This window comes from Acinetobacter sp. YH12136, from assembly GCF_013418545.1.
In the GTDB taxonomy this organism is placed as follows: Bacteria; Pseudomonadota; Gammaproteobacteria; order Pseudomonadales; family Moraxellaceae; genus Acinetobacter; species Acinetobacter towneri.
The window spans coordinates 51,705-70,988 of sequence record NZ_VPBV01000009.1 but is presented as its reverse complement, the minus strand read 5'-3'; the positions used below and the strand labels follow the sequence as shown (position 1 = coordinate 70,988).

16 protein-coding genes and 1 other RNA gene are annotated in these 19,284 nt (G+C 39.1%); 3 read left to right on the top strand and 14 right to left on the bottom strand.

The annotated features are described in order from the left end of the window. Position 1: 1 nt before the first annotated feature. From FTU71_RS06025 to ssrA, 8 genes are all read right to left on the bottom strand, one after another. Complete coding sequence (locus tag FTU71_RS06025) at positions 2-1,210, bottom strand: ABC transporter permease (RefSeq protein ID WP_180051698.1); 1,209 nt, start codon at positions 1,208-1,210, stop codon at positions 2-4. Then, positions 1,207-2,358 carry an efflux RND transporter periplasmic adaptor subunit gene (locus tag FTU71_RS06020; protein WP_180111672.1) on the bottom strand — a complete coding sequence of 384 codons (1,152 nt, stop codon included), beginning with the start codon at positions 2,356-2,358 and terminating at the stop codon, positions 1,207-1,209. The genes FTU71_RS06025 and FTU71_RS06020 overlap by 4 nt, the downstream gene beginning before the upstream one ends. A 185-nt stretch (positions 2,359-2,543) precedes the next feature. Continuing rightward, positions 2,544-2,756 carry a hypothetical protein gene (locus FTU71_RS14600; protein WP_136144447.1) on the bottom strand — a complete coding sequence of 71 codons (213 nt, stop codon included), beginning with the start codon at positions 2,754-2,756 and terminating at the stop codon, positions 2,544-2,546. A 409-nt stretch (positions 2,757-3,165) separates the two neighbouring features. After that, positions 3,166-4,146, bottom strand: coding sequence for a hypothetical protein (locus FTU71_RS06015; protein ID WP_180111670.1), 981 nt, complete (start codon positions 4,144-4,146; stop codon positions 3,166-3,168). Continuing rightward, positions 4,146-4,346, bottom strand: coding sequence for an AlpA family phage regulatory protein (locus tag FTU71_RS06010; RefSeq protein WP_180111668.1), 201 nt, complete (start codon positions 4,344-4,346; stop codon positions 4,146-4,148). The genes FTU71_RS06015 and FTU71_RS06010 overlap by 1 nt, the downstream gene beginning before the upstream one ends. Before the next feature lie 55 nt (positions 4,347-4,401). After that, positions 4,402-5,349, bottom strand: a complete 948-nt coding sequence (locus tag FTU71_RS06005) for a phage/plasmid replication protein, II/X family (RefSeq protein ID WP_257222457.1) — start codon at positions 5,347-5,349, stop codon at positions 4,402-4,404. Between the two features lie 421 nt (positions 5,350-5,770). Further along, positions 5,771-7,015 (bottom strand): tyrosine-type recombinase/integrase, encoded by a 1,245-nt coding sequence (locus FTU71_RS06000; protein WP_180111666.1) that lies wholly within the window; start codon positions 7,013-7,015, stop codon positions 5,771-5,773. A gap of 178 nt (positions 7,016-7,193) precedes the next feature. Then, positions 7,194-7,553, bottom strand: a transfer-messenger RNA (tmRNA) gene (gene ssrA, locus FTU71_RS05995). 130 nt (positions 7,554-7,683) lie between these two features. Here ssrA and glpK point away from each other — a divergent pair. Next, positions 7,684-9,168 (top strand): glycerol kinase GlpK, encoded by a 1,485-nt coding sequence (gene glpK / locus FTU71_RS05990; protein ID WP_180111664.1) that lies wholly within the window; start codon positions 7,684-7,686, stop codon positions 9,166-9,168. Positions 9,169-9,290: 122 nt separating this feature from the next. Here the strand turns inward: glpK and FTU71_RS05985 are convergent, their stop codons facing one another. Both FTU71_RS05985 and FTU71_RS05980 read right to left on the bottom strand, forming a co-directional pair. Further along, on the bottom strand, positions 9,291-10,649 hold the full coding sequence (locus FTU71_RS05985) for an NAD(P)-binding domain-containing protein (RefSeq protein WP_136144449.1): 1,359 nt from the start codon (positions 10,647-10,649) through the stop codon (positions 9,291-9,293). Positions 10,650-11,313: 664 nt separating this feature from the next. Further along, complete coding sequence (locus FTU71_RS05980) at positions 11,314-11,520, bottom strand: hypothetical protein (protein ID WP_004975391.1); 207 nt, start codon at positions 11,518-11,520, stop codon at positions 11,314-11,316. Positions 11,521-11,915: 395 nt separating this feature from the next. Between FTU71_RS05980 and sbmA the strand changes: the two genes are divergently transcribed. Both sbmA and FTU71_RS05970 read left to right on the top strand, forming a co-directional pair. Beyond that, positions 11,916-13,112, top strand: a complete 1,197-nt coding sequence (gene sbmA / locus FTU71_RS05975) for a peptide antibiotic transporter SbmA (protein WP_180111662.1) — start codon at positions 11,916-11,918, stop codon at positions 13,110-13,112. 305 nt (positions 13,113-13,417) lie between these two features. Beyond that, positions 13,418-14,359: a hypothetical protein gene (locus tag FTU71_RS05970; protein ID WP_180111698.1), complete on the top strand. Its 942-nt coding sequence runs from the start codon at positions 13,418-13,420 to the stop codon at positions 14,357-14,359. A 210-nt stretch (positions 14,360-14,569) separates the two neighbouring features. Here the strand turns inward: FTU71_RS05970 and FTU71_RS05965 are convergent, their stop codons facing one another. The 4 genes from FTU71_RS05965 to gatA form a co-directional block, all read right to left on the bottom strand. After that, positions 14,570-15,175, bottom strand: coding sequence for a hypothetical protein (locus tag FTU71_RS05965; RefSeq protein ID WP_180111660.1), 606 nt, complete (start codon positions 15,173-15,175; stop codon positions 14,570-14,572). A 2-nt stretch (positions 15,176-15,177) separates the two neighbouring features. Then, complete coding sequence (locus FTU71_RS05960; protein WP_180111658.1) at positions 15,178-16,254, bottom strand: hypothetical protein; 1,077 nt, start codon at positions 16,252-16,254, stop codon at positions 15,178-15,180. A gap of 61 nt (positions 16,255-16,315) precedes the next feature. Further along, a complete protein-coding gene (gene gatB / locus FTU71_RS05955; protein WP_154320433.1) occupies positions 16,316-17,791 on the bottom strand; it encodes an Asp-tRNA(Asn)/Glu-tRNA(Gln) amidotransferase subunit GatB in 1,476 nt (491 codons plus the stop codon). After that, the gene (gene gatA, locus FTU71_RS05950) at positions 17,791-19,269 is read right to left on the bottom strand and encodes an Asp-tRNA(Asn)/Glu-tRNA(Gln) amidotransferase subunit GatA (RefSeq protein WP_004975402.1); all 1,479 of its coding nucleotides are present in this window, start codon (positions 19,267-19,269) and stop codon (positions 17,791-17,793) included. Before gatA ends, gatB begins: the two co-directional genes overlap by 1 nt. Positions 19,270-19,284 lie beyond the last annotated feature (15 nt).

Below are 19,284 nucleotides of genomic sequence, written 5' to 3'. Positions count from 1 at the left end.
GTTATCCCCCAATTGCTTCGGCAGGGTCAATGCGCAGTGCCATCCGAATTGCAACCAAACTGGCTAACATGCAAATCAGCATCACCGCAATAAATCCAAAAATAGAATCTTGCGGAACCAATAAGACATATTTCGGGAAATATGGTGCGGCAAAGGTTGAACTGATTTTACCAACAGCAAACCCAATTAATCCAAGCGCGAGTGCTTGTTGCAAGATCATCCAAGCGATTGTGCGATTGCGTGTGCCAATTAATTTTAAGACCGCAATTTCACGAATTTTGTCCATAGTCAGGGTATAAATAATAAATGCCACAATCGCGGCGCTGACCAAGGCCAAAATCACCAAAAACATGGCAATTTGTTTGGCGGATGTGGCAATCATTTTGCTGATTAAAATGTGTTCCATCTGCGGGCGGGTATAGACTGTTAGTTGTTGCCAACGCTGAATATGTGCTGCTGTTTCTTCAGCTGAAGCACCTGCATTTAAACGGACTAAAATAGCATTCACATAACGGTTGCTACTTTGTGCATTGAGTACGCTTTCAAGCAAGTCAGGATAAGCAGGGCGATTATAAATCGGGTTTTCTGCAATTCGTCTACGGTCTTGTAAAATGGCAGCATTGTCCTTTTGGAATTGCGCCTGTTGTGCATCTTTCAGCGGAATAAAAATCATCGGGTCACCACCCGAAGACACCATGCGTCGGGTTAAACCCACCACGGTAAAGGTGTTACGACGGATTTTAATACGATCACCCAACTTTAATCCCGTACTCATGTCGGCTACGGCTTCATAGTGCCCGCGGGTCAATTGACGTCCTGCCAATAAATGTGGCGGCCACCCCAAGTTATTCCAAGCATGTTCACCTGTTTGAATCCCGACCACCATCGAGCGAATATCTTTATCTTGATGATGCACTTGCATGGTTAAATAAGTAATATTTGAAGCATGCGCCACCCCGGGCATATTCATCACGCTGCGATATAAATCATCACGCACACTTGAAGGTTCTGCATAAGGGCCAAGTGTATCTTGCTGCACTACCCATAGGTCAGCACCACTGTTATTCAGCAGGGCTTTGGCATCATCTACCATGCCGCGATACACGCCAGCCATAATTAAGGTCACACCAATCAGCAAGCCGAGTCCAAAGCCAGTAAATACAAATTTACCCCATGAATGGAAAATATCACGACCTGCCAGACTAATCATTTAGCTGCTCCTGCAAGTTGCTTGACAACCCGTAAACGGTTTTTGGCATGTAGGGGTTTTTCACTATACAGCACCACTTGATCATTTTCGGATAAGCCTGCGAGCACTTGCACATCGCCCGCTAAATTTGAACGTCCCAATTGAACTTCAACAAATTGTGGTTTTTCTGCTGCAACTTTCCACACCCCCACTTGGTTATCGATACGGTGAACTGCCGCATTGGGAATGGTTAAACTGCGTGCCAATGGTGCGAGGCTGATGGTGACTTCTGCTAACTCACCCAAAGGCGGAAGAGGCGTTGGTGGTTGATTAAAAACCACTTTAGCTAAAATTTCTTCGGTAATGGCATCGGCACGAGGTTCTACCCATAACACATGACCTGCCAAAGCATTATTTTGCCGTGAACGTAAATGAATTTGAGCAGGTAAACCTGCAGCTAAACCAATCGCACTGGATTGATCGAAACGGGCATTCATCCAAATGGAGTTAGGATCGACAATTTCTAGTACGGTTTGACCTGCTACCACCGTTGAACCCGGTTCTGCATAACGTGCAGTGACGACACCTGCAGCTGTGGCCACTAAATTTAAATTATCACGCTGTGCTTGTAAGGTATTCAGGTCTGCACGTGCTTTATTGAGTTCTTGTTGCATCGCGCTGAGTGCCGCCGTTGCCAAATCGAGCTCTTGTTGTTTAATGGCTAAAGATTCTTGGCTGGTGGCATTGATTTTGGCCAGTTGTTGATAACGCTTGACTTGTTGCTGCGCAAAATTTTGACGGATTTGAGTGTCTTGTTGCTGAGCGGTAATTTTTTGGATTATCGCACGTTGAGCCAATAAACGATCTTCCAAATCGACAGGATCCATTTCGCCTAACAGTTGTTCTGCTTGTACGTTATCGCCAATATCTACTTTTAAGTTTTTTAAGCGACCTGCTGCAGTTGGGCCAATTTTATAATTATAACGCGCTTCAACGGTTGCTACGCCAAACAGGCTAGGTTGAATGGATTGATATTTGACTTGCGTGAGGGTGACGTTGACAGGGGCAAATGGGCCTGTGCGTAAGACTACGTAAATTAACAATAAAACCAAAGCTACAATGACCACAATCACGGAAATCGTTCGCTTGCCTAAGGGAAATACCTGCATGTGTACTCCGCATAATTTTTTATCAATTAAGGATAATATAATCTATTTTGTTGTTGTGCGGGGGAGTTATTCGGTTTGGGGAGTGAAAGCGAAAAATGTTTGGAGATGAATAAACCGTCCAATAAAAAGGCTCAAATCCTAAAAGTGGATTTGAACCTGTATTGTGCAAAAGTGAGCAATCCTGATCATTTTTCGTGAAGTTTTACCTCAATTTGATAGTCGTCTTGGGTCACTTTAATTTTATGGTCTTTATATTTGCGTTTGCTTGGCGAGAGTGCAGAGCTAGTCACTGCCTTATGGAACTCACTATCTGACATGAAAAAATAATAAGCCTTATAGCCCAATAAAATCTTATCAATTTTTTTATCTTTTTTTCTCAGCAGTACGGATGAGTCCATTTAAATAATCTAAGCTGATGTTCTCTGACATTCCCAAACCCTCAAAAATAAAGTTGAATTATCACATGAGGAAGAAGCAAGTCATATTACAGATTGATGACAGTTGCATTTAGAGTGTGTTTACTCGTGGTAAACGATGCTCAAAAGTTGTGGGTCAAATTGACCCAATTTTGCCCCAATTTATTCAAATTTGGGTCAATTTGTTCTGGATAGCATTGGACGCTAAACCCATAAAAAAAGCCCTTAAACATTGAGTTTAAAGGCTTTTTTAGTCATATTTAGTTATGTAACTTCATATGAATTTAAGAATTTGGTGGGGTGGCGACAATTGAATTGAAGTTGTAAGATATTGTTTATTATAATTAAATTAATATTAGAATTAATTGCCATACAAAATACCATACAATTGCTATTTTGTTTTCTCCTTCAAAGACTGTACTTGCCTAAATATTTCTTCATCCAATAAGGTTAAATATTTATCATTTTTGTCTTTATTAGGCTTATTCTGTTTGGTGTAGATTGGAAAAAATATTAATATACTTAGAAGTAAGAACGTAATAGTTGTAATTATCCATCCAAGATTAAGTGTATTTTTTAGTACAATCGATACAATAAGTGAAATTGCTACTGATCCAGAAATTAAAGCTATCAATAAAGATTCATGATCTATGGGTTTTAAGTGACTAAGATTTTTAATAGCTATTTGTTTTGCTTGCTCATAGATGGCTTGATCTGATAAAAAATTATCATATCTGAGGGATTCTTTATTAACTTTTTTTCTGGAATCTAAAGCCTTTTGTTTCAACTTTATTAATTCATCATCTGTAACTGTTTCAACCCCAAGATATGAACATAATAAATCTGTAACTTCAGGATTATCAATTTTAACCACTATACTCATCCCATCTTTAAAAATAAGATTAATATTAACTAAGTAGTCAACTTTTTCAGTGTATTCTGAGTTTTCAATCTTTTTTGTATTTTTAGTTCCAGTGACTCCACCTATTATTGCACCAGTAGGACCTAGTAGGACTCCTCCTATAACTGCTCGCTTTACTAAATTTCCAGTAGAAGCCGTAGTGGTAGAGTTTGCTTCAGTGGTGACTATAGTTTTTGAAGTAGATAAATCCTCTACAACTTCTATTTGTTTAATATTATCTAATCTTGCAATAGGTTTTGGGAAACCATTTACGTCATGAATTTGATATAAGCAAAAAGGACCTTCAGTTAAAAATAATTTAGCAATTTTAGCTTTTTTCTTTACCCCTTCGCTCCAAATATCAACTATATACATAATATTCCCGCTATTTTTTTTAAGTACATTGACCGAGATCATAATTCTTGATAAAAAAAAGAGCAACCATATCGGCTGCTCTTTAAATTTGCGCATTAACTATAACGATTTTTCTTTTTTAACTCCCACCATTCAATCAATTCACTGTGATCAAAATACACGGCGGATTGTCTGGTAAAGCCTTCTTTAATTGGTCGTGGAAAACTTGGATCATCCTTAACCATCTTATTTAATTTATCACGTTGTACTGATAAAAAATGACAAACTTCATTCATTGTTAAGCGTAACTTCTGCATCTTTATATTTCCCCCTCAATTCACGTTAAATCGCTATATTTGCCCCAAGTCAATGTCATACCATCAAACCATAATCTCTCGCTAAATCACGCTTATAACGAGCTGTAGTAGATGCTGTATAACCCATATGCAACGCACCTTGCTTCTGTGTCGCTAAGAATCGAATATACTTAGCAGGTAACTCTATTTCTGACACAGGTTCGGGTAGATTCAGTTTGCTATGGGAATCCTCAACTAAATGCTTAACTAACTCTTCATTCCAACAATAACCATAGTGTAGTTCGCTATCTCTTAACTGCTGATTAAATAAACGTACTTCACATCTAATCATACGATCAGCATACTCTCTCAACTCAGTTGTAAGCGTTGTCTGTTGCTTGTTATGAGAGCGAATTTCTTGACCTTTAAAATAGTAAAGCAATGTAGTCCGCTTACTACCTTTGCCAAAATAAATACCATTCTTTTCGACTTGTCTATCACGCCGTGGATAAGTTCCATGCTCTTTAATTGAAGTTAAATATTGTTGAGCTTTTTCCTTATTACCAAACAATAATGCCTTATTTATGTCGATTCGATAAATGCGAAACAATCCCAACTTAATATTCTCAATCTCGGTATCAGTTGGAGTAATTGCATTGAATATCTGACTGAGTCTATTCACAGTATCGAGGGCTAACTGAATCAAGTCAGTTGTACCTGTAACATTTTGACCATTCAACCACTTAAACAAATTACCGTGAATTAATATCTCATTTTTGTTAATTGCTTTAATTTGAATATGATCGTTATAAGAACCACATACCCATTGCTTGCTATAAGATTCTTGTAATGGTTGAAATTCACCATCAAACTTGGTCAGGGGAATAACCATATCTTGAGATAATTCTAGTGGATTATTTGTTATTTGTACTTTTAGTTTTAAGTAATCAATAGCAAATAGATTTTTAGCTTCCAACACCTCTTTATTGTTAACCTCTTGATTTAAAACATTATTCAATACCATATATTTTCCTCATATAAAATTTAGAACGCAAAAAACCCTCAAACATCAATAGTCTATTTTTAAACTAGATGTAGAGAGTCAGGACTTTAAGTTTTACTGCACCTTAATAAGGTTAGATTGGATACGATAGTTATGATTTGTACAATCGTTCCGTTATGTTGTGTTAACATAACACATTAACTTTTAATAATACGATATATTCAACTCGGAATGCAATAATTTTTATTGCTATTTGATTGTTTTTTGATCATTTAATTCTATTGTTAAAACCTTATCAAATGAGAAAAGTATCCACAAAAATACTATTTCATAGTTTCTTGGGGTGGGAGGGGAGTTTGTTTAACTTTGCAGTATTGTTAGATGGAGTGCTTAACAATCTAGACACTCCCTGTTTGTTCAAGTTTTATAATATTAAAATATCCTATGCGCTTTTAAATTGTAGCACTGTATTATCTGCCAATCGCTCTAAATGATCAGCATACCATTGCATCATAATTTTGCGCTCTTCATAGTGAGTAGCTTTATCATAAGCAGCTTTTACGCCTTTTTTACTGTGTGCTAAACACGCTTCCACAACTTGTGACTTGTCGCTGAATTGGTTATTGAGAATTGTACTCGCAATGTGACGAAACCCATGAGGATTTTGTATTTCACCATAGCCTATTCTTCTGAGTGCCATAATAAAAACTGTATTTGATTTTGTTTTATTTTTATTGCTTCGACTAGGCATCAGAAAAGATGAATGAGCGTTTAATTGTTGTAATTCTTTCAATAACTCAATCGCCTGTTTTGGCAAAGGGACTTTATGTTCTTTTTTAGTCTTCATTCTCGTTGCAGGAATTAACCATGTACCTTTATCTAAGTCAAACTCTTTCCATCTAGCTTCACGTAGCTCAGTTGGTCTACAAAATAACATTGTTAGTAATTTAAGCGCAATGCGTGTGTCAGTGGTTGGATAGAGGTTAATTGCTCTTAATAACGATGGTAAAGCATCTTCATCAACATGCTTCATGCTATTGCTTTCATGCTTCTTTAAGTATTTATGTAGGTTTGCAATAGGATTAGATTCTATTTTACCCATCACTTCCGCATAGTCATATATTTCTCTAATCAATGCTCTAACACGTTGCCCCATCTCAATAATAGGTTCGCCTGTACGAGGATTGAGCTTGTTCTGAATATCTTGAAATAATGAATGCCATTCCTGTTTGGTGATTTTTCGATAATCACGCTTGCCCATGATGGGGAATACATGGTTATTCAGTGCGCCAATGTTTCTTGTTTTGGTTGCAGCTGTCCATGTTTTCGTTGTGTAGTAATCCTCTGCAAGCTGTTGTAGAGTGCATGACGTTTGCTCTATTTCAGCTTGTCTTTCTTCGGCTTTCTGTAATACTGGGTCGATCCCTTGAGAAAGTAGCTTTCTTGCTTCATCTGCTTTTTGTCGTGCCCATTTTCCACCTACTTCAGGATAAGGACCGAGCCCTAGCCATGACCATTTACCTGTACTTGGTTTTTTATATCTTAATTCCCAACGCTTATTACCCTTAGTAGTAACAACAAAATGTAAATTTTCGCCATCATTAATTCGATACTCTTTAGATTCAGATTCCAATGCACTGAGCACGGTATCTCTCATTGGGAGTTTCTTAACATCAGCTTTTTTCATGAGTTTCTTGTATGGTGGATTTTTTCTAACTCACAATATACACGCTACCATACACAGCAGCAAGCTATAAGAAACTTCATATAACGGCATAAATAGGCATAAAAAAAGCCTAAACCATTATGATTTAAGCTTTTCTTACTCATATAGCGTTATGTAAAGATATATGAATTTAAGAATTTGGTGGAGGTGGCGGGAGTTGAACCCGCGTCCGCCAACACTACACTCGAGAATACTACATGCTTAGATATCGTCTATTGTTTTAACACTCTAAGACCCGACGAACAGGGTTCAAAGTGCGATCCTCTAAGTTTGGTATAAAGTCCCGAGGCTCAACTTTATACGGACTTGTGTGCGTGCGCTTCAGTCGGGTTCACTGACCACAAGTATTCAGTGAAGCGGACAAGCGGCCCTTAGGCAGCTAGAGCGTAAGATTCGTCGTTTGCGACTATTTTAATGCAAATTTGATTTACGAGAGAAAATGCGCTCTCGGCATGCATCTATGAGCTTCATCATCAGCGTCGAAGCCAATAACACCCCCATATCACAACGCAATCATAGCATAGCTGGCAAAAATTACGATGTATTTTCTGCACAATTACACATTTCAATGCGCTTAATTACATAATTGCGCTAATATTTTATTTTTCAAGCCAAACACAATAAAAAATATGAGTTATTTATTAGCACTCGATCAAGGCACGACTTCCAGTCGCGCTATTATTTTCAATGAACACGGACAAGTTCAGGCTACAGCACAACGTGAAACCCACATTCAGACGCCACATTCAGGCTGGGTAGAGCAAGATGCCCAAGAAATCTGGTCAAATCAAATTGCAGTGGTGCAACAGGCTTTGGCTACAGCAGGAATTTTAGCCAAAGATATTCGTGCAATTGGCGTGACCAACCAACGTGAAACGACTGTAGTGTGGGATAAACGCACGGGAAAACCACTGGCCCCTGCAATTATCTGGCAAGATCGACGTGCTGCAGACTGGTGTCATCAGTTGATTCAAAATAACCAGATGCAATTGATTCAGGAAAAAACAGGTCTGCGTATCGATCCGTATTTTAGTGCAGGCAAACTGGTGTGGTTGCTTGAGCATGTCGATGGGTTAAAAGCATTGGCACAACAGGGGCACGTGGCTTTTGGCACCATCGACAGTTGGTTAATCTGGAATTTGACCCAAGGCGCAGAGCATGTCATTGAAGCGAGTAATGCCTCAAGAACCATGTTGATGAACTTACATCATCAAACTTGGGATGAAGACTTACTGGAACTGTTTCAAATTCCAGCATCAGTTTTACCTAAAATTATTGCATCAGACAGTTATGTTGCAGACACCGCAACTGGCTTATTGGGTGATAATATTCCAATCACAGGTATTTTGGGTGATCAGCAAGCAGCTTTATTTGGACAATCTTGTTTTGAGGTAGGTACAGCAAAAAATACCTACGGTACAGGCTGTTTTATGTTGTTCAATACAGGCAATCAGGTGCAGTTTAGCCAAAATAAGTTACTCACCACTCTGGCATGGCAATGTCAAAATGAAACCCATTTTGCCCTAGAAGGCAGTGTCTTTATGGCAGGGGCAGTGGTGCAATGGCTGCGGGATGGTTTAGGGATTATTCAAAAAAGTAGCGATGTAGAACAACTCGCCAATAGTGTAACTTCTAGCGATGGTGTTGTGTTAGTCCCTGCATTTACAGGGCTTGGTGCGCCACATTGGGACAGTGAAGCGCGAGCGCTTTTATGTGGAATGTCACGTGGCACCAACAAGGCGCATATTGCCCGTGCTGCCTTAGAATCCATTGCATTTCAAGTATCGGATGTACTCACTGCCATGCAGTCGGACTTAGATCATCCACTAAAAGAACTTCGGGTCGATGGTGGTGCCAGTCAAAATGATATGTTGATGCAATTCCAAGCCGATATTTTAAATGTACCTGTGTTGCGTCCTAAAATGCTGGAATCTACCGCTTGGGGTGCTGCTGCTATGGCTGGTTTAAGAGCAGGCGTATTTTCTGACCTATCTGAAATTTCGGCATCTTGGCAATTAGATCGAGTGTTTGAACCTCAAATGAAAGAGGCAGAACGGGCTGAGCATTTACTGCGTTGGCAACAGGCCTTAAAACGTGCCAAGTCAGATTTATAATTTGAACAGCAATTAAGTTTAGATATTTAGATAAATCCTTAAACAACAAACCCCATGCGCATAACGTATGGGGTTTTTTTGATTTTTTACGGTCTAGGGTGATGGCTTTTTGTGTTTAAGCCTTACATCGCTTCACGTTGCGCTTCATCTTCCAAATAGCTTTCTAAAGAATCATCTAACGCATATAACCATGGCGTGTGATGTGGCTTGGCCATTTTTCCAGTCATCACTGAGCGATAGACTTTATCTCTAAAGCCCATAATATTTTCTTTTTTATGCTTTTTCCATTGCATGAAAATATCATGTACTGCATCAATATTGAATGATGGATAGTCCGTCTGCGCAATCAGGCGTTTGATGTAATCCCCTTGAAAACGTGCAGATTGTTCATCGCTCATTAAGCGTTGTTCTTTTTCATGCAAGGTTTGGGTATGGCTTTGCATTTCCTCTATGCTTGGCAACGCAATTTTGCCCAAAATCACATCGCGGACAAACCATGCCTGCGCATCGAACATATTGAAGGTGTACCATTGATCTTGCATACCCAAATAGAACAAACGTGGATTCTTTTCCCAAACCACACCTTGATATAAACCTAGTGGATAAAGGCAGTTATGCGTTCTGAGGCGCAAGCCATCTTCAATAAACGGGAAGTGGTGTAAATAGCCCGTACATAAAATAATGGCATCAATTTTGGCCGATGTTCCATCACCAAAATAAGCAGTATTTTCATCTACACGCAGTAATTGTGGTTTTTCAGACCAGTTTTTGGGCCACTTAAAGCCCATGGCTTTACTGCGATAGCAACTGTAAATTTGTTTGGCGCCGTATTTATAACATTGCGAACCAATGTCTTCGGCAGAGTAGCTGCTGCCCACCAACAGCACTGATTTACCTTTAAATTCCAGTGCATCACGGAAATCATGCGCGTGTAAAATACGACCATGGAATTGATCAAAGCCTTCATAAACAGGGACACGCGGGGTAGAAAAGTGCCCAGAGGCCACCACAACATAATCAAACTGTTCTGAATAATGACGTTGCTGTGCGTAATCTTCGACATCAACCGTAAATTTTTGCGTCGCATCATCATAATGAATATGCTGAACGGCGGTATTAAAGCGGACTAAGTCTTTCACCTGTGCTTTTTCTGCACGACCTTGAATATAATCCCACAACACTGCGCGTGGCGGATAAGACGCGATTGGTTTTTTGAAGTGTTCATCAAAAGTATAATCGGCAAATTCTAGCGCTTCTTTAGGGCCATTTGACCATAAATAACGGTACATACTGCCGTGGACAGGTTCGCCATGTTCATCTATACCTGTGCGCCAAGTATAGTTCCAGAGTCCACCCCAATCATTTTGTTTTTCGAAACATACAATTTCAGGAACTTGTAGACCTTTGGCCTTTGCTGACTGAAACGCTCTTAATTGGGCCATGCCGCTTGGGCCAGCGCCAATAATTGCAATTCGATCCATTGCTATCTCCATTAGTTTTTGAGTTCTTAATTACTTCTCCAATTTTGAGTGACACAATTCAGGATTTTAAATATCCGCATTATAAAAATAAGCAAATACAATCCTAAATTTAGAGATCAAGTAGATCTTGTCAAAATAGGATGTGAATTAAAAAAATAGAAAAAATAAAACACACTAAAGACAGTAAAAATTGCTTAAGCAACTCATCTTTATAAAAAAATGTGTTTTACAAGAAGCATGATCTTATCATAATTTTTGATTAATTTTGGTTTTGCTTAGTTGTAAAAGTGAATTTAAAGTCATTGCTGTTGTTGTTTTGGTTTGATCAATTGGTATATTTTATTGATTTTTATAGAGAAAATAAGATGAAAATTTAAAGCTAATTTTTATCTCATTTTGCCCAATATAAAGGTGATTTTGATGAGATTGTTGCAAAATCTACAATGATATACAGAGGATTGAAAACTGAATCTTAGGCAACATTTTCAGAGAGCCATACCCGAAGTGGACTTCTGAAAAATTAAAAGGATGCTGTGATTGATAGGTGTAATGAAAGTTTAGTTTTTATAAGCCATGAAAGCAGTAGCGTATTTATCAAGCTTTATCTAATGATTGAATGTGCTTTGCGTACATTCAATCATTAAAGTTTGTGGCGACTCAGTAATTAAAGTTTACGCCACACCTTATTTTCATCTTCTAAAGAGACAGTAAAGTTAAATTCGTCGTCTACGGTAACCAAGTAGGAGTTAGGATTAACCAATAAAACTTTTAAAATTGTACCTTGCTCGAATTCAATTGGTGCGCAGTTTTCTTTACGTAGAACAATAGGTTCAAGTAGCTCAATAGCAATGTTTTCTGTTGGAGATTCCATACCGCACCCTAAATGAGTTATTTTTAATCAACTGTATTATATAGTAAATTGATGAATAATCTACACAAAATCGTAAATTTGTGTCGGGTTTAAATATTTTGTACTTGAATTGTTGGTCAAAAAATCGCAATAAATTTGCCCAATACTTCATAATTTGACATTTTAAAAATATAAGAAATTGAAATTTGATGTAATTTCTTAGATGAATGGCAAATGAACAGCGCAGTAAAATATAGCCGATTGATGAAATTTACAGTTTTCAGTATAAAAATAAAATTATTGCTGAAAAAACAGCGTATAAAGTATAAAAGTTAAAGTATCCATTCACGCTTTTTTAAGTGGTGAAGGCACTGGGTTTTACATTCCAAATTAAAAAATAAAGGCTTTTTGTCTGCATGTTTAAGTCATTTTTTCCAAATCCAAAGTGGTTTTTTATTTCATTGCTTGTTTGGTTCGCGATCAATCTGGCTTTATGGTACTCGGGCGGTAGCGCATGGGGTAGTTGGATTGGCTTCCCGCAAGGCTATGCCGAAGCAACATTACCCATCGATGTCAGCCGTTTTTGGTCACCTGCATTTTTATGGTTTTATCTGTGGTTTTTTGTGGCAACGACGCTGTTTGCCATTTTCTGGAAACTTAAAGCAAATCACCCATGGCAGCGCTGGTCGGTATGGGGATCGGCATTCATCCTGTTTAATATTTGGTTTGGGGTACAAGTCAATGTTGTGGTGAATGCCTGGTACAACCCATTTTATGACCTGATTCAAAAAATGCTCAGTAGTGGCGGTGGAGATGTCAATGAACTCTATGCAGGTGTGCTGACCTTTTTATACATCGTCATGGTGGCAGTGACCTTAATGGTTTTGAATTTATTTTTTGTGAGTCACTATGTTTTTCGTTGGCGTACGGCAATGAATAATTATTACACCGCACATTGGGAAAAACTCAGACATATTGAAGGGGCTTCACAGCGTATTCAAGAAGATACCATGCGCTTTGCCAGAACCATGGAAACTTTAGGGGTAAATTTAGTCGAAGCCCTAATGACTTTGTTGGCATTTTTACCTGTGCTGTTTAGTTTGTCTGTGCATGTCAAAGCCCTGCCTATAGTGGGGGAAATTTCGTATGCCTTAGTTTGGGCTGCAGTGGGTTGGGCAGTATTTGGTACAGTGGTGTTAATTGTGGTGGGTGCGAAGTTACCAGGTCTGGAATTTAATAACCAAAAAGTTGAGGCGGCTTATCGTAAAGAATTGGTTTATGGTGAAGATCACGCTGAACGTGCTGATCCGCTGAGTTTAAAAGAACTGTTTAGCAAAGTGCGTTTGAACTATTTCCGTTTATATTTCCACTATGCCTATTTTAACTTGGTACGCATTTGGTACATGCAATTGGACAATATTTATGGTTTATTTGTGTTGTTCCCAAGTATTGCCGCAGGGGCTATTACATTGGGTTTGATGATGCAAATTGCCAACGTATTTGGCAAAGTCCGTGAATCTTTTCAGTATCTGATTGCATCTTGGCCAACCATTATTGAGCTCTTGTCTATCTATAAGCGTTTAAAAGCATTTGAATCGACATTGGATCACTAGTTGTGGTGGCGACATCCATGATTTGTTGTGGATGTCGCGTTCACATGTTCAGAGCCATGATTGCTAAATATAAATAGATCTGAACAGTTGTATAAAAAATAATATGAGTGTTAGTATTCAAAATCATAAAAAACTGTGATGAATTGGATTGTTTTATAAAAATATCAAACGCGATTCAAATAAAGCGATGATTATTTAACTATAAAATCAAGGTGTTAGATTTGTTATTTTCCGCTAATTCATATATTTTCATTCCTATAAAAACAATTGAGAATTGAAACGTGACCTGCAAAAAAATACTTTTGATGGGGGGGGTGGGCAGCCTATTATTTGGTTGTGCAACAGTCGATCAATATAGCCCAAATTCGGTGAAGCATTTTGCATCTGCACAAGAACTGATTGTTCAAAAAAACTTAAATCAGCCCAGTGGTGCCGCTAAAGAATATGTCTATTATTGGGGGCCACAGCGCAAAGATCAGCCTGCTGAATCTATGATTCCACGTAAATATATGGGCAGCTATTGTCAGTCACAACATGGACGCTTAACGCTGGCCTATAAAAGCTCAATGAGTTTAGTCAAAAATGCATGGTCTAAAAAACTACTCAATACTTATCGAGATGTAAAACAGGGGATTGGGGCATACCGCTGTGTAGGTAATCAGGGCGAAAGTTGGATTGTATCGATTGAGCCAGTGGCGGAGCGCCAGTTGGAACAGCGTGGTGAAGCGCGAGTAGTGAGTTTGGTCACTAAAATAATGTCTGAAGATGAAGCACGACGTTTTTACCGCGCGGTTTCTACACCTGCAAAGGCTGCACCTAAAGCAGCTCAAAGTAATCCAAAAACAACAAATGCAACCAAAGTTGCTGAAATGAAAGAAAAACCTGAAGAGAAAAAAGAGCCTGTAGTTGCGCCAGTAAAAACAGCTCCACCACGCGTGGTTGAGACACCACAACAGCAACAGACACGTTTATATGTGGCGGCACGTCGTGATTTAAACAGTGGGCGTAATCAAATTAATGCCTGTAATAATGCGCAACGTGCTTATAACTATGGCAAGTTACAGGGCGCAGAGGGTACGCGTATTTATACAGAATCTGGCATGTTGGTGGCACGTTGTTTAACCAGTGTGTCGAGTTATCGCAGTCGTTTTCCAAACGCAGAAGTGCAAGCCAAGCGCATTTTGCAGAATTTAGCCAAAAATTATAATCATGCAGGGGCTAAGAATATGTTGAGAGGCATGAAATGAGGAGCGCATAATTTCTGATCTGCTCTTCATTTTAAAATTTAAATATTTATCTCTCCCTTGCACCACAGTGCAGTTTATCACTAGTGCTTGTTTTAAAGACCTTTCCAATATTAAAGTTTTGATGGCATTTAATTTGTAATGGAAGCTCCTTCTCCCACTTGGATGAGCAGTACTGCTGCGCAAGGGGGAGGGGTAATTTAAAAGGTAAAACTAAATAAGATCAGGATAAAACTGCTCAAATTCTTTATTTATCGCCTCACCACGTAATAAATAGCCTTTGGGCTGAATATAACTATAAATTTCTCGTGCAGGCTGTTCATGCCAGCCAATATTAAATGCACAAAGTTTTGGGAAAAATTGTAGATGGTTGTAATTCAAATTATTATGAATCCAATAGGCGAGTTGTTGCCAATTGACTTGATCTTTTTCATACAGTGCTAAAAATGATGGAATGACAATACACGCCGTTGCCCCATAACCTTTTGCATCGGGATAGTCCCAAATGTGACTGGCAAAGTTTTTCTCATTACTTGCGCAGTTATGTCCTTTTTCATTTCCGAGTTGGTTCACGCTTGGTGAGCGATAAGCGGAGCGAATCGCAATTCGTCCAAATTTATCTTGGAGTGGTTCGAGCAGTTGTTGGCAGAGTTCTTTGCCTGTGTAGATGGCTTTTTCAGGATGGTCGGGGAAGTTAGGTACTCCATACCAATTGGCGATTTCGCTATACAGAAAGTCACGCATAAAAAAGGACTTGGAGAGTTTGATGCGTCCTAAGTCTTCGAGTTGGGCGATGGAGGATACTTTTTTGATAGTCATATTTATTCTTTTAATCTCTTAATTATGGTTAGGCCTTTATATTGATCAAATTGGAAATAATAAGAGGGTAAGTTAACATTGAAAATGCATTCCGAAATCTGATTTTTGATGTATTGATTTACTGATTTAAATAGTTCTTCTTGAGGATTCTTAATATCTGTCAATAAATTAGAATATTGTTGTTCTAGATCTTGAGTGATAGCTTTAGTACCTAAAATTGCAATTTGACCTTCGGGTAGAAGATGCTTTTCTGCAATTAATTTTCCATTAGGCACTCCAAATTCATTCTCAATAAATTTCGGGCGATATACATATATTTCATTTTTGTTCTTGGATGGGCAGTATATAGTTACTGCAAACTCAGCAATAATATCCTTTTCTCTTATAGCTGTATTGGCTTTTAAATTACTTAGATTTTTTCTAATCCTTTCATATCCTGCATTAATAGAGTGTTCAATAAATTCAGATACTTGTTCTCCTGTATATAATATTTTTTCATTATAGTTTCCAAATAAACTTTCGTCCCAACCTGTTGTGTCAGAATTTACTTCTAAAGGGTTGTTTTTATCACAATGTTTTCGAATGTTATATTCAATAGGATGAAAATCCTTACAAGAAATACGTAATTGTTCTAAATGTTCTCGTATATAAGCTATGCATAATTTAGCTAAATTTACATTTCCAGCGAATCCTATGGCAACCTTTCTAGTGAGATATACAGAATTATAACTGTGAAAGTATTCTCCTACAAAATATGGTTGATAGAGTTTTAAGTCTATACTTTCAACTTTGAAAAAATTGTCGATATATGCCAGATTATTTCCGACAGAAATTCCAGAATCACATAAATAAAATGTACTTTTATAATAATCATCTAAAACTAATTCATAATTTTGATGATTAAGCTCGGGTCTTTCATATTTTTTTCGCCTAGACATATCAGCTAATTCATTCCCATCAGCATCTATAATTTTTCGATCCTGAAATGACCATTGCTCTTTATTTACCTCAGACCAAATTTGCGCATAGTCAATTTTTTCTTTTAGCTTATGTGTGTATCCACAAACAATAATTGTCATACAAAAAACCCCGCATTAAGCGAGGTTTTTATAACATAAAATCAATTAATTATCGAATAAATTATCCAATCAATTTCTTCATTAATTCATTCACTTGAGCAGGGTTGGCTTTACCCTTAGATGCTTTCATCACTTGACCGACTAAACCGTTGAAGGCTTTGTCTTTACCAGACTTATATTCTTCAACCATTTTTTCGTTGGCAGCAAGCACTTCCTTAATAATTGCTTCAATCGCACCTGTATCAGTTTCCTGTTTCAAGCCTTTTTCCGCAATAATTTCGTCTGCAGTTTTGCCTTCATCCCACATAAAGCCGAACACTTGTTTTGCAATCTTACCGCTAATGGTGTTGTCTACAATACGTGCGATCATACCGCCAAGTTTCTCGGCAGATACAGGTGAGTCTGCCAAATCTAAACCTGCTTTGTTTAAAGCACCTGAGAATTCACCCATCACCCAGTTTGCTGCAATTTTACCGTGTGCCGCACCACCTGCTGCAGCAACTACAGCTTCGTAAAATTCTGACATTTCACGAGTCAATGTAAGCACGTGAGCATCGTACTCAGTTACACCAAAGTCCGCCACGAAACGTGCACGACGTGCAGCAGGAAGCTCAGGCATAGTCGCTTTAATGGCTTCAATTTGCGCATCAGGAATAATCACAGGCAACAAGTCTGGATCAGGGAAGTAACGGTAATCGTTGGCTTCTTCCTTCGAACGCATTGAACGCGTTTCCATCTTCACAGGGTCAAACAAACGTGTTTCTTGGTCAATCGTACCATCCCATTCCAAGATTTCCATTTGACGTTCAATTTCAACATTGATTGCCTGTTCAATGAAACGGAATGAGTTCAGGTTTTTAAGTTCACAACGTGTACCGAAGGGTTGACCCGGACGACGTAACGACACGTTACAGTCGGCACGGAATGAACCTTCAGCCATGTTGCCGTCAGAAATACCTAACCAACGAACCAGTGTATGAATCGCTTTAATATAAGCTACGGCTTCTTCAACCGAACGCATATCGGGTTCAGATACGATTTCCAATAAAGGTGTGCCTGCACGGTTGAGGTCAATACCTGACATGCCTTCAAATTGATCATGAATCGACTTACCCGCATCTTCCTCAAGGTGTGCACGGGTTACGCCAATGCGTTTGGTTGTGCCATCTTCAAGTTGGATGTCGATATGACCCAAGCCTACAATCGGGTTATCCATCTGGCTGATCTGGTAGCCTTTTGGAGAATCCGGGTAGAAGTAGTTTTTACGTGCAAATACAGAGGCTTGGTCGATGTAGGCATCAATACCCAAGCCAAAACGGATTGCCAAATCCACCACTTCTTTATTCAACACAGGCAAGACGCCCGGCATAGCTAAATCAACAAGGCTGGCTTGCGTATTTGGGTCTTGACCAAATTCGGTTGATGAGCCCGAGAAAATTTTAGAATTGGTTGCAAGCTGAGTGTGAATCTCAATACCAATTACGACTTCCCAGCCATCAATCAGGTTTGATTTGGGTTTAGCAGTATTCTTCGCCATTATGCGTTCTCCTCAGCAATTGCAGCGCGTTGAGTATGCCAATCGGTCGCTTGTTGATACTGATGTACCACAGATAACAGTTGTGATTCAGACCAGTAATTGCCAATCAATTGTAAACCTACAGGCAAGTGATCTTGGTCAAAACCAACAGGCGCACTAATTGCAGGTAAGCCCGCTAAGTTCACCGCGATGGTGTAAATATCACCCAAATACATTTCAACAGGGTCTAAAGACGCGCCAATTTTGTAGGCAGTTGTTGGTGCAGTTGGTGCTGCAATCACATCGACCTGTTCAAAGGCTTTTAAGAAGTCTTGCTGAATTAAACGACGGACTTTTTGTGCTTTCACGTAGTAAGCATCGTAATAACCCGCAGAAAGGGCATAAGTACCAATCAAGATACGACGTTGCACTTCTGCACCAAAACCTTCAGAACGCGAGCGTTTGTAGAGGTCTAAAATATCTTGAGGATTTTCTGCACGGTAGCCATAACGCACACCATCGTAACGAGAAAGGTTAGATGATGCTTCTGCAGGGGCAATCAGATAGTAAGTTGGCACGTAGCTTTCAGTCATGTTGAGATCAATCTCAACCAATACTGCGCCCAATTCTTCTAATTTTTTTAGTGATTCTTCAACACGTGCTTTCACCGCAGCATCTAAACCAGCCACATTGAAGTATTGTTTCGGAATACCAATGCGTAAGCCTTTGAGCGTTGTTGCATTCAGGTTCGCCACATAATCTTCAACCGCTTTATCCATAGAGGTTGAGTCTTTGGCGTCATGACCAGCCATTACATTCATTAAATATGCGCAGTCTTCTGCAGAGCGTGCCATTGGGCCTGCCTGATCTAAAGATGATGCATAAGCGATGATGCCGTAACGTGAAACACGTCCGTAAGTTGGTTTGAGACCAGTCAAACCACAGAAAGACGCAGGCTGACGGATTGAACCACCTGTATCTGTACCTGTAGCAAATGGTGCAAGGTCAGCCGCCACGACAGCAGCAGAACCACCTGACGAACCACCAGGTACGTGATCTAGCGCCCATGGGTTTTTGGTCGCGCCATAGAACGAACTTTCAGAGGTTGAACCCATTGCGAATTCGTCCATGTTCACTTTACCCAAAGTGACCAAACCTGCATTTTTACCTTGTGCCACCACAGTTGCGTCATAAGGCGAGATAAAATTGTCCAGCATTTTTGAACCCGCAGAGGTTTTAATGCCTTGGGTACAAAAAATATCTTTATGTGCAACAGGAATACCTGTCAGTGCTGTCGCTTGACCCGCCTGACGTAATGCATCGGCTGCATCCGCCTGTGCCAGTGCTACTTCATTGGTCACGGTGACATAAGAGCGCACTTGCGGATCAATTTTGGCAATACGTTTTAAATAATGTTCTGTTAGTTCGCGAGAGGAGAATTTGGCTGCCGCTAAACCCTCAGAGATTTCACGAATCGATAAGCGATGTAAATCTGTCATGAGAAAAATTCTTTT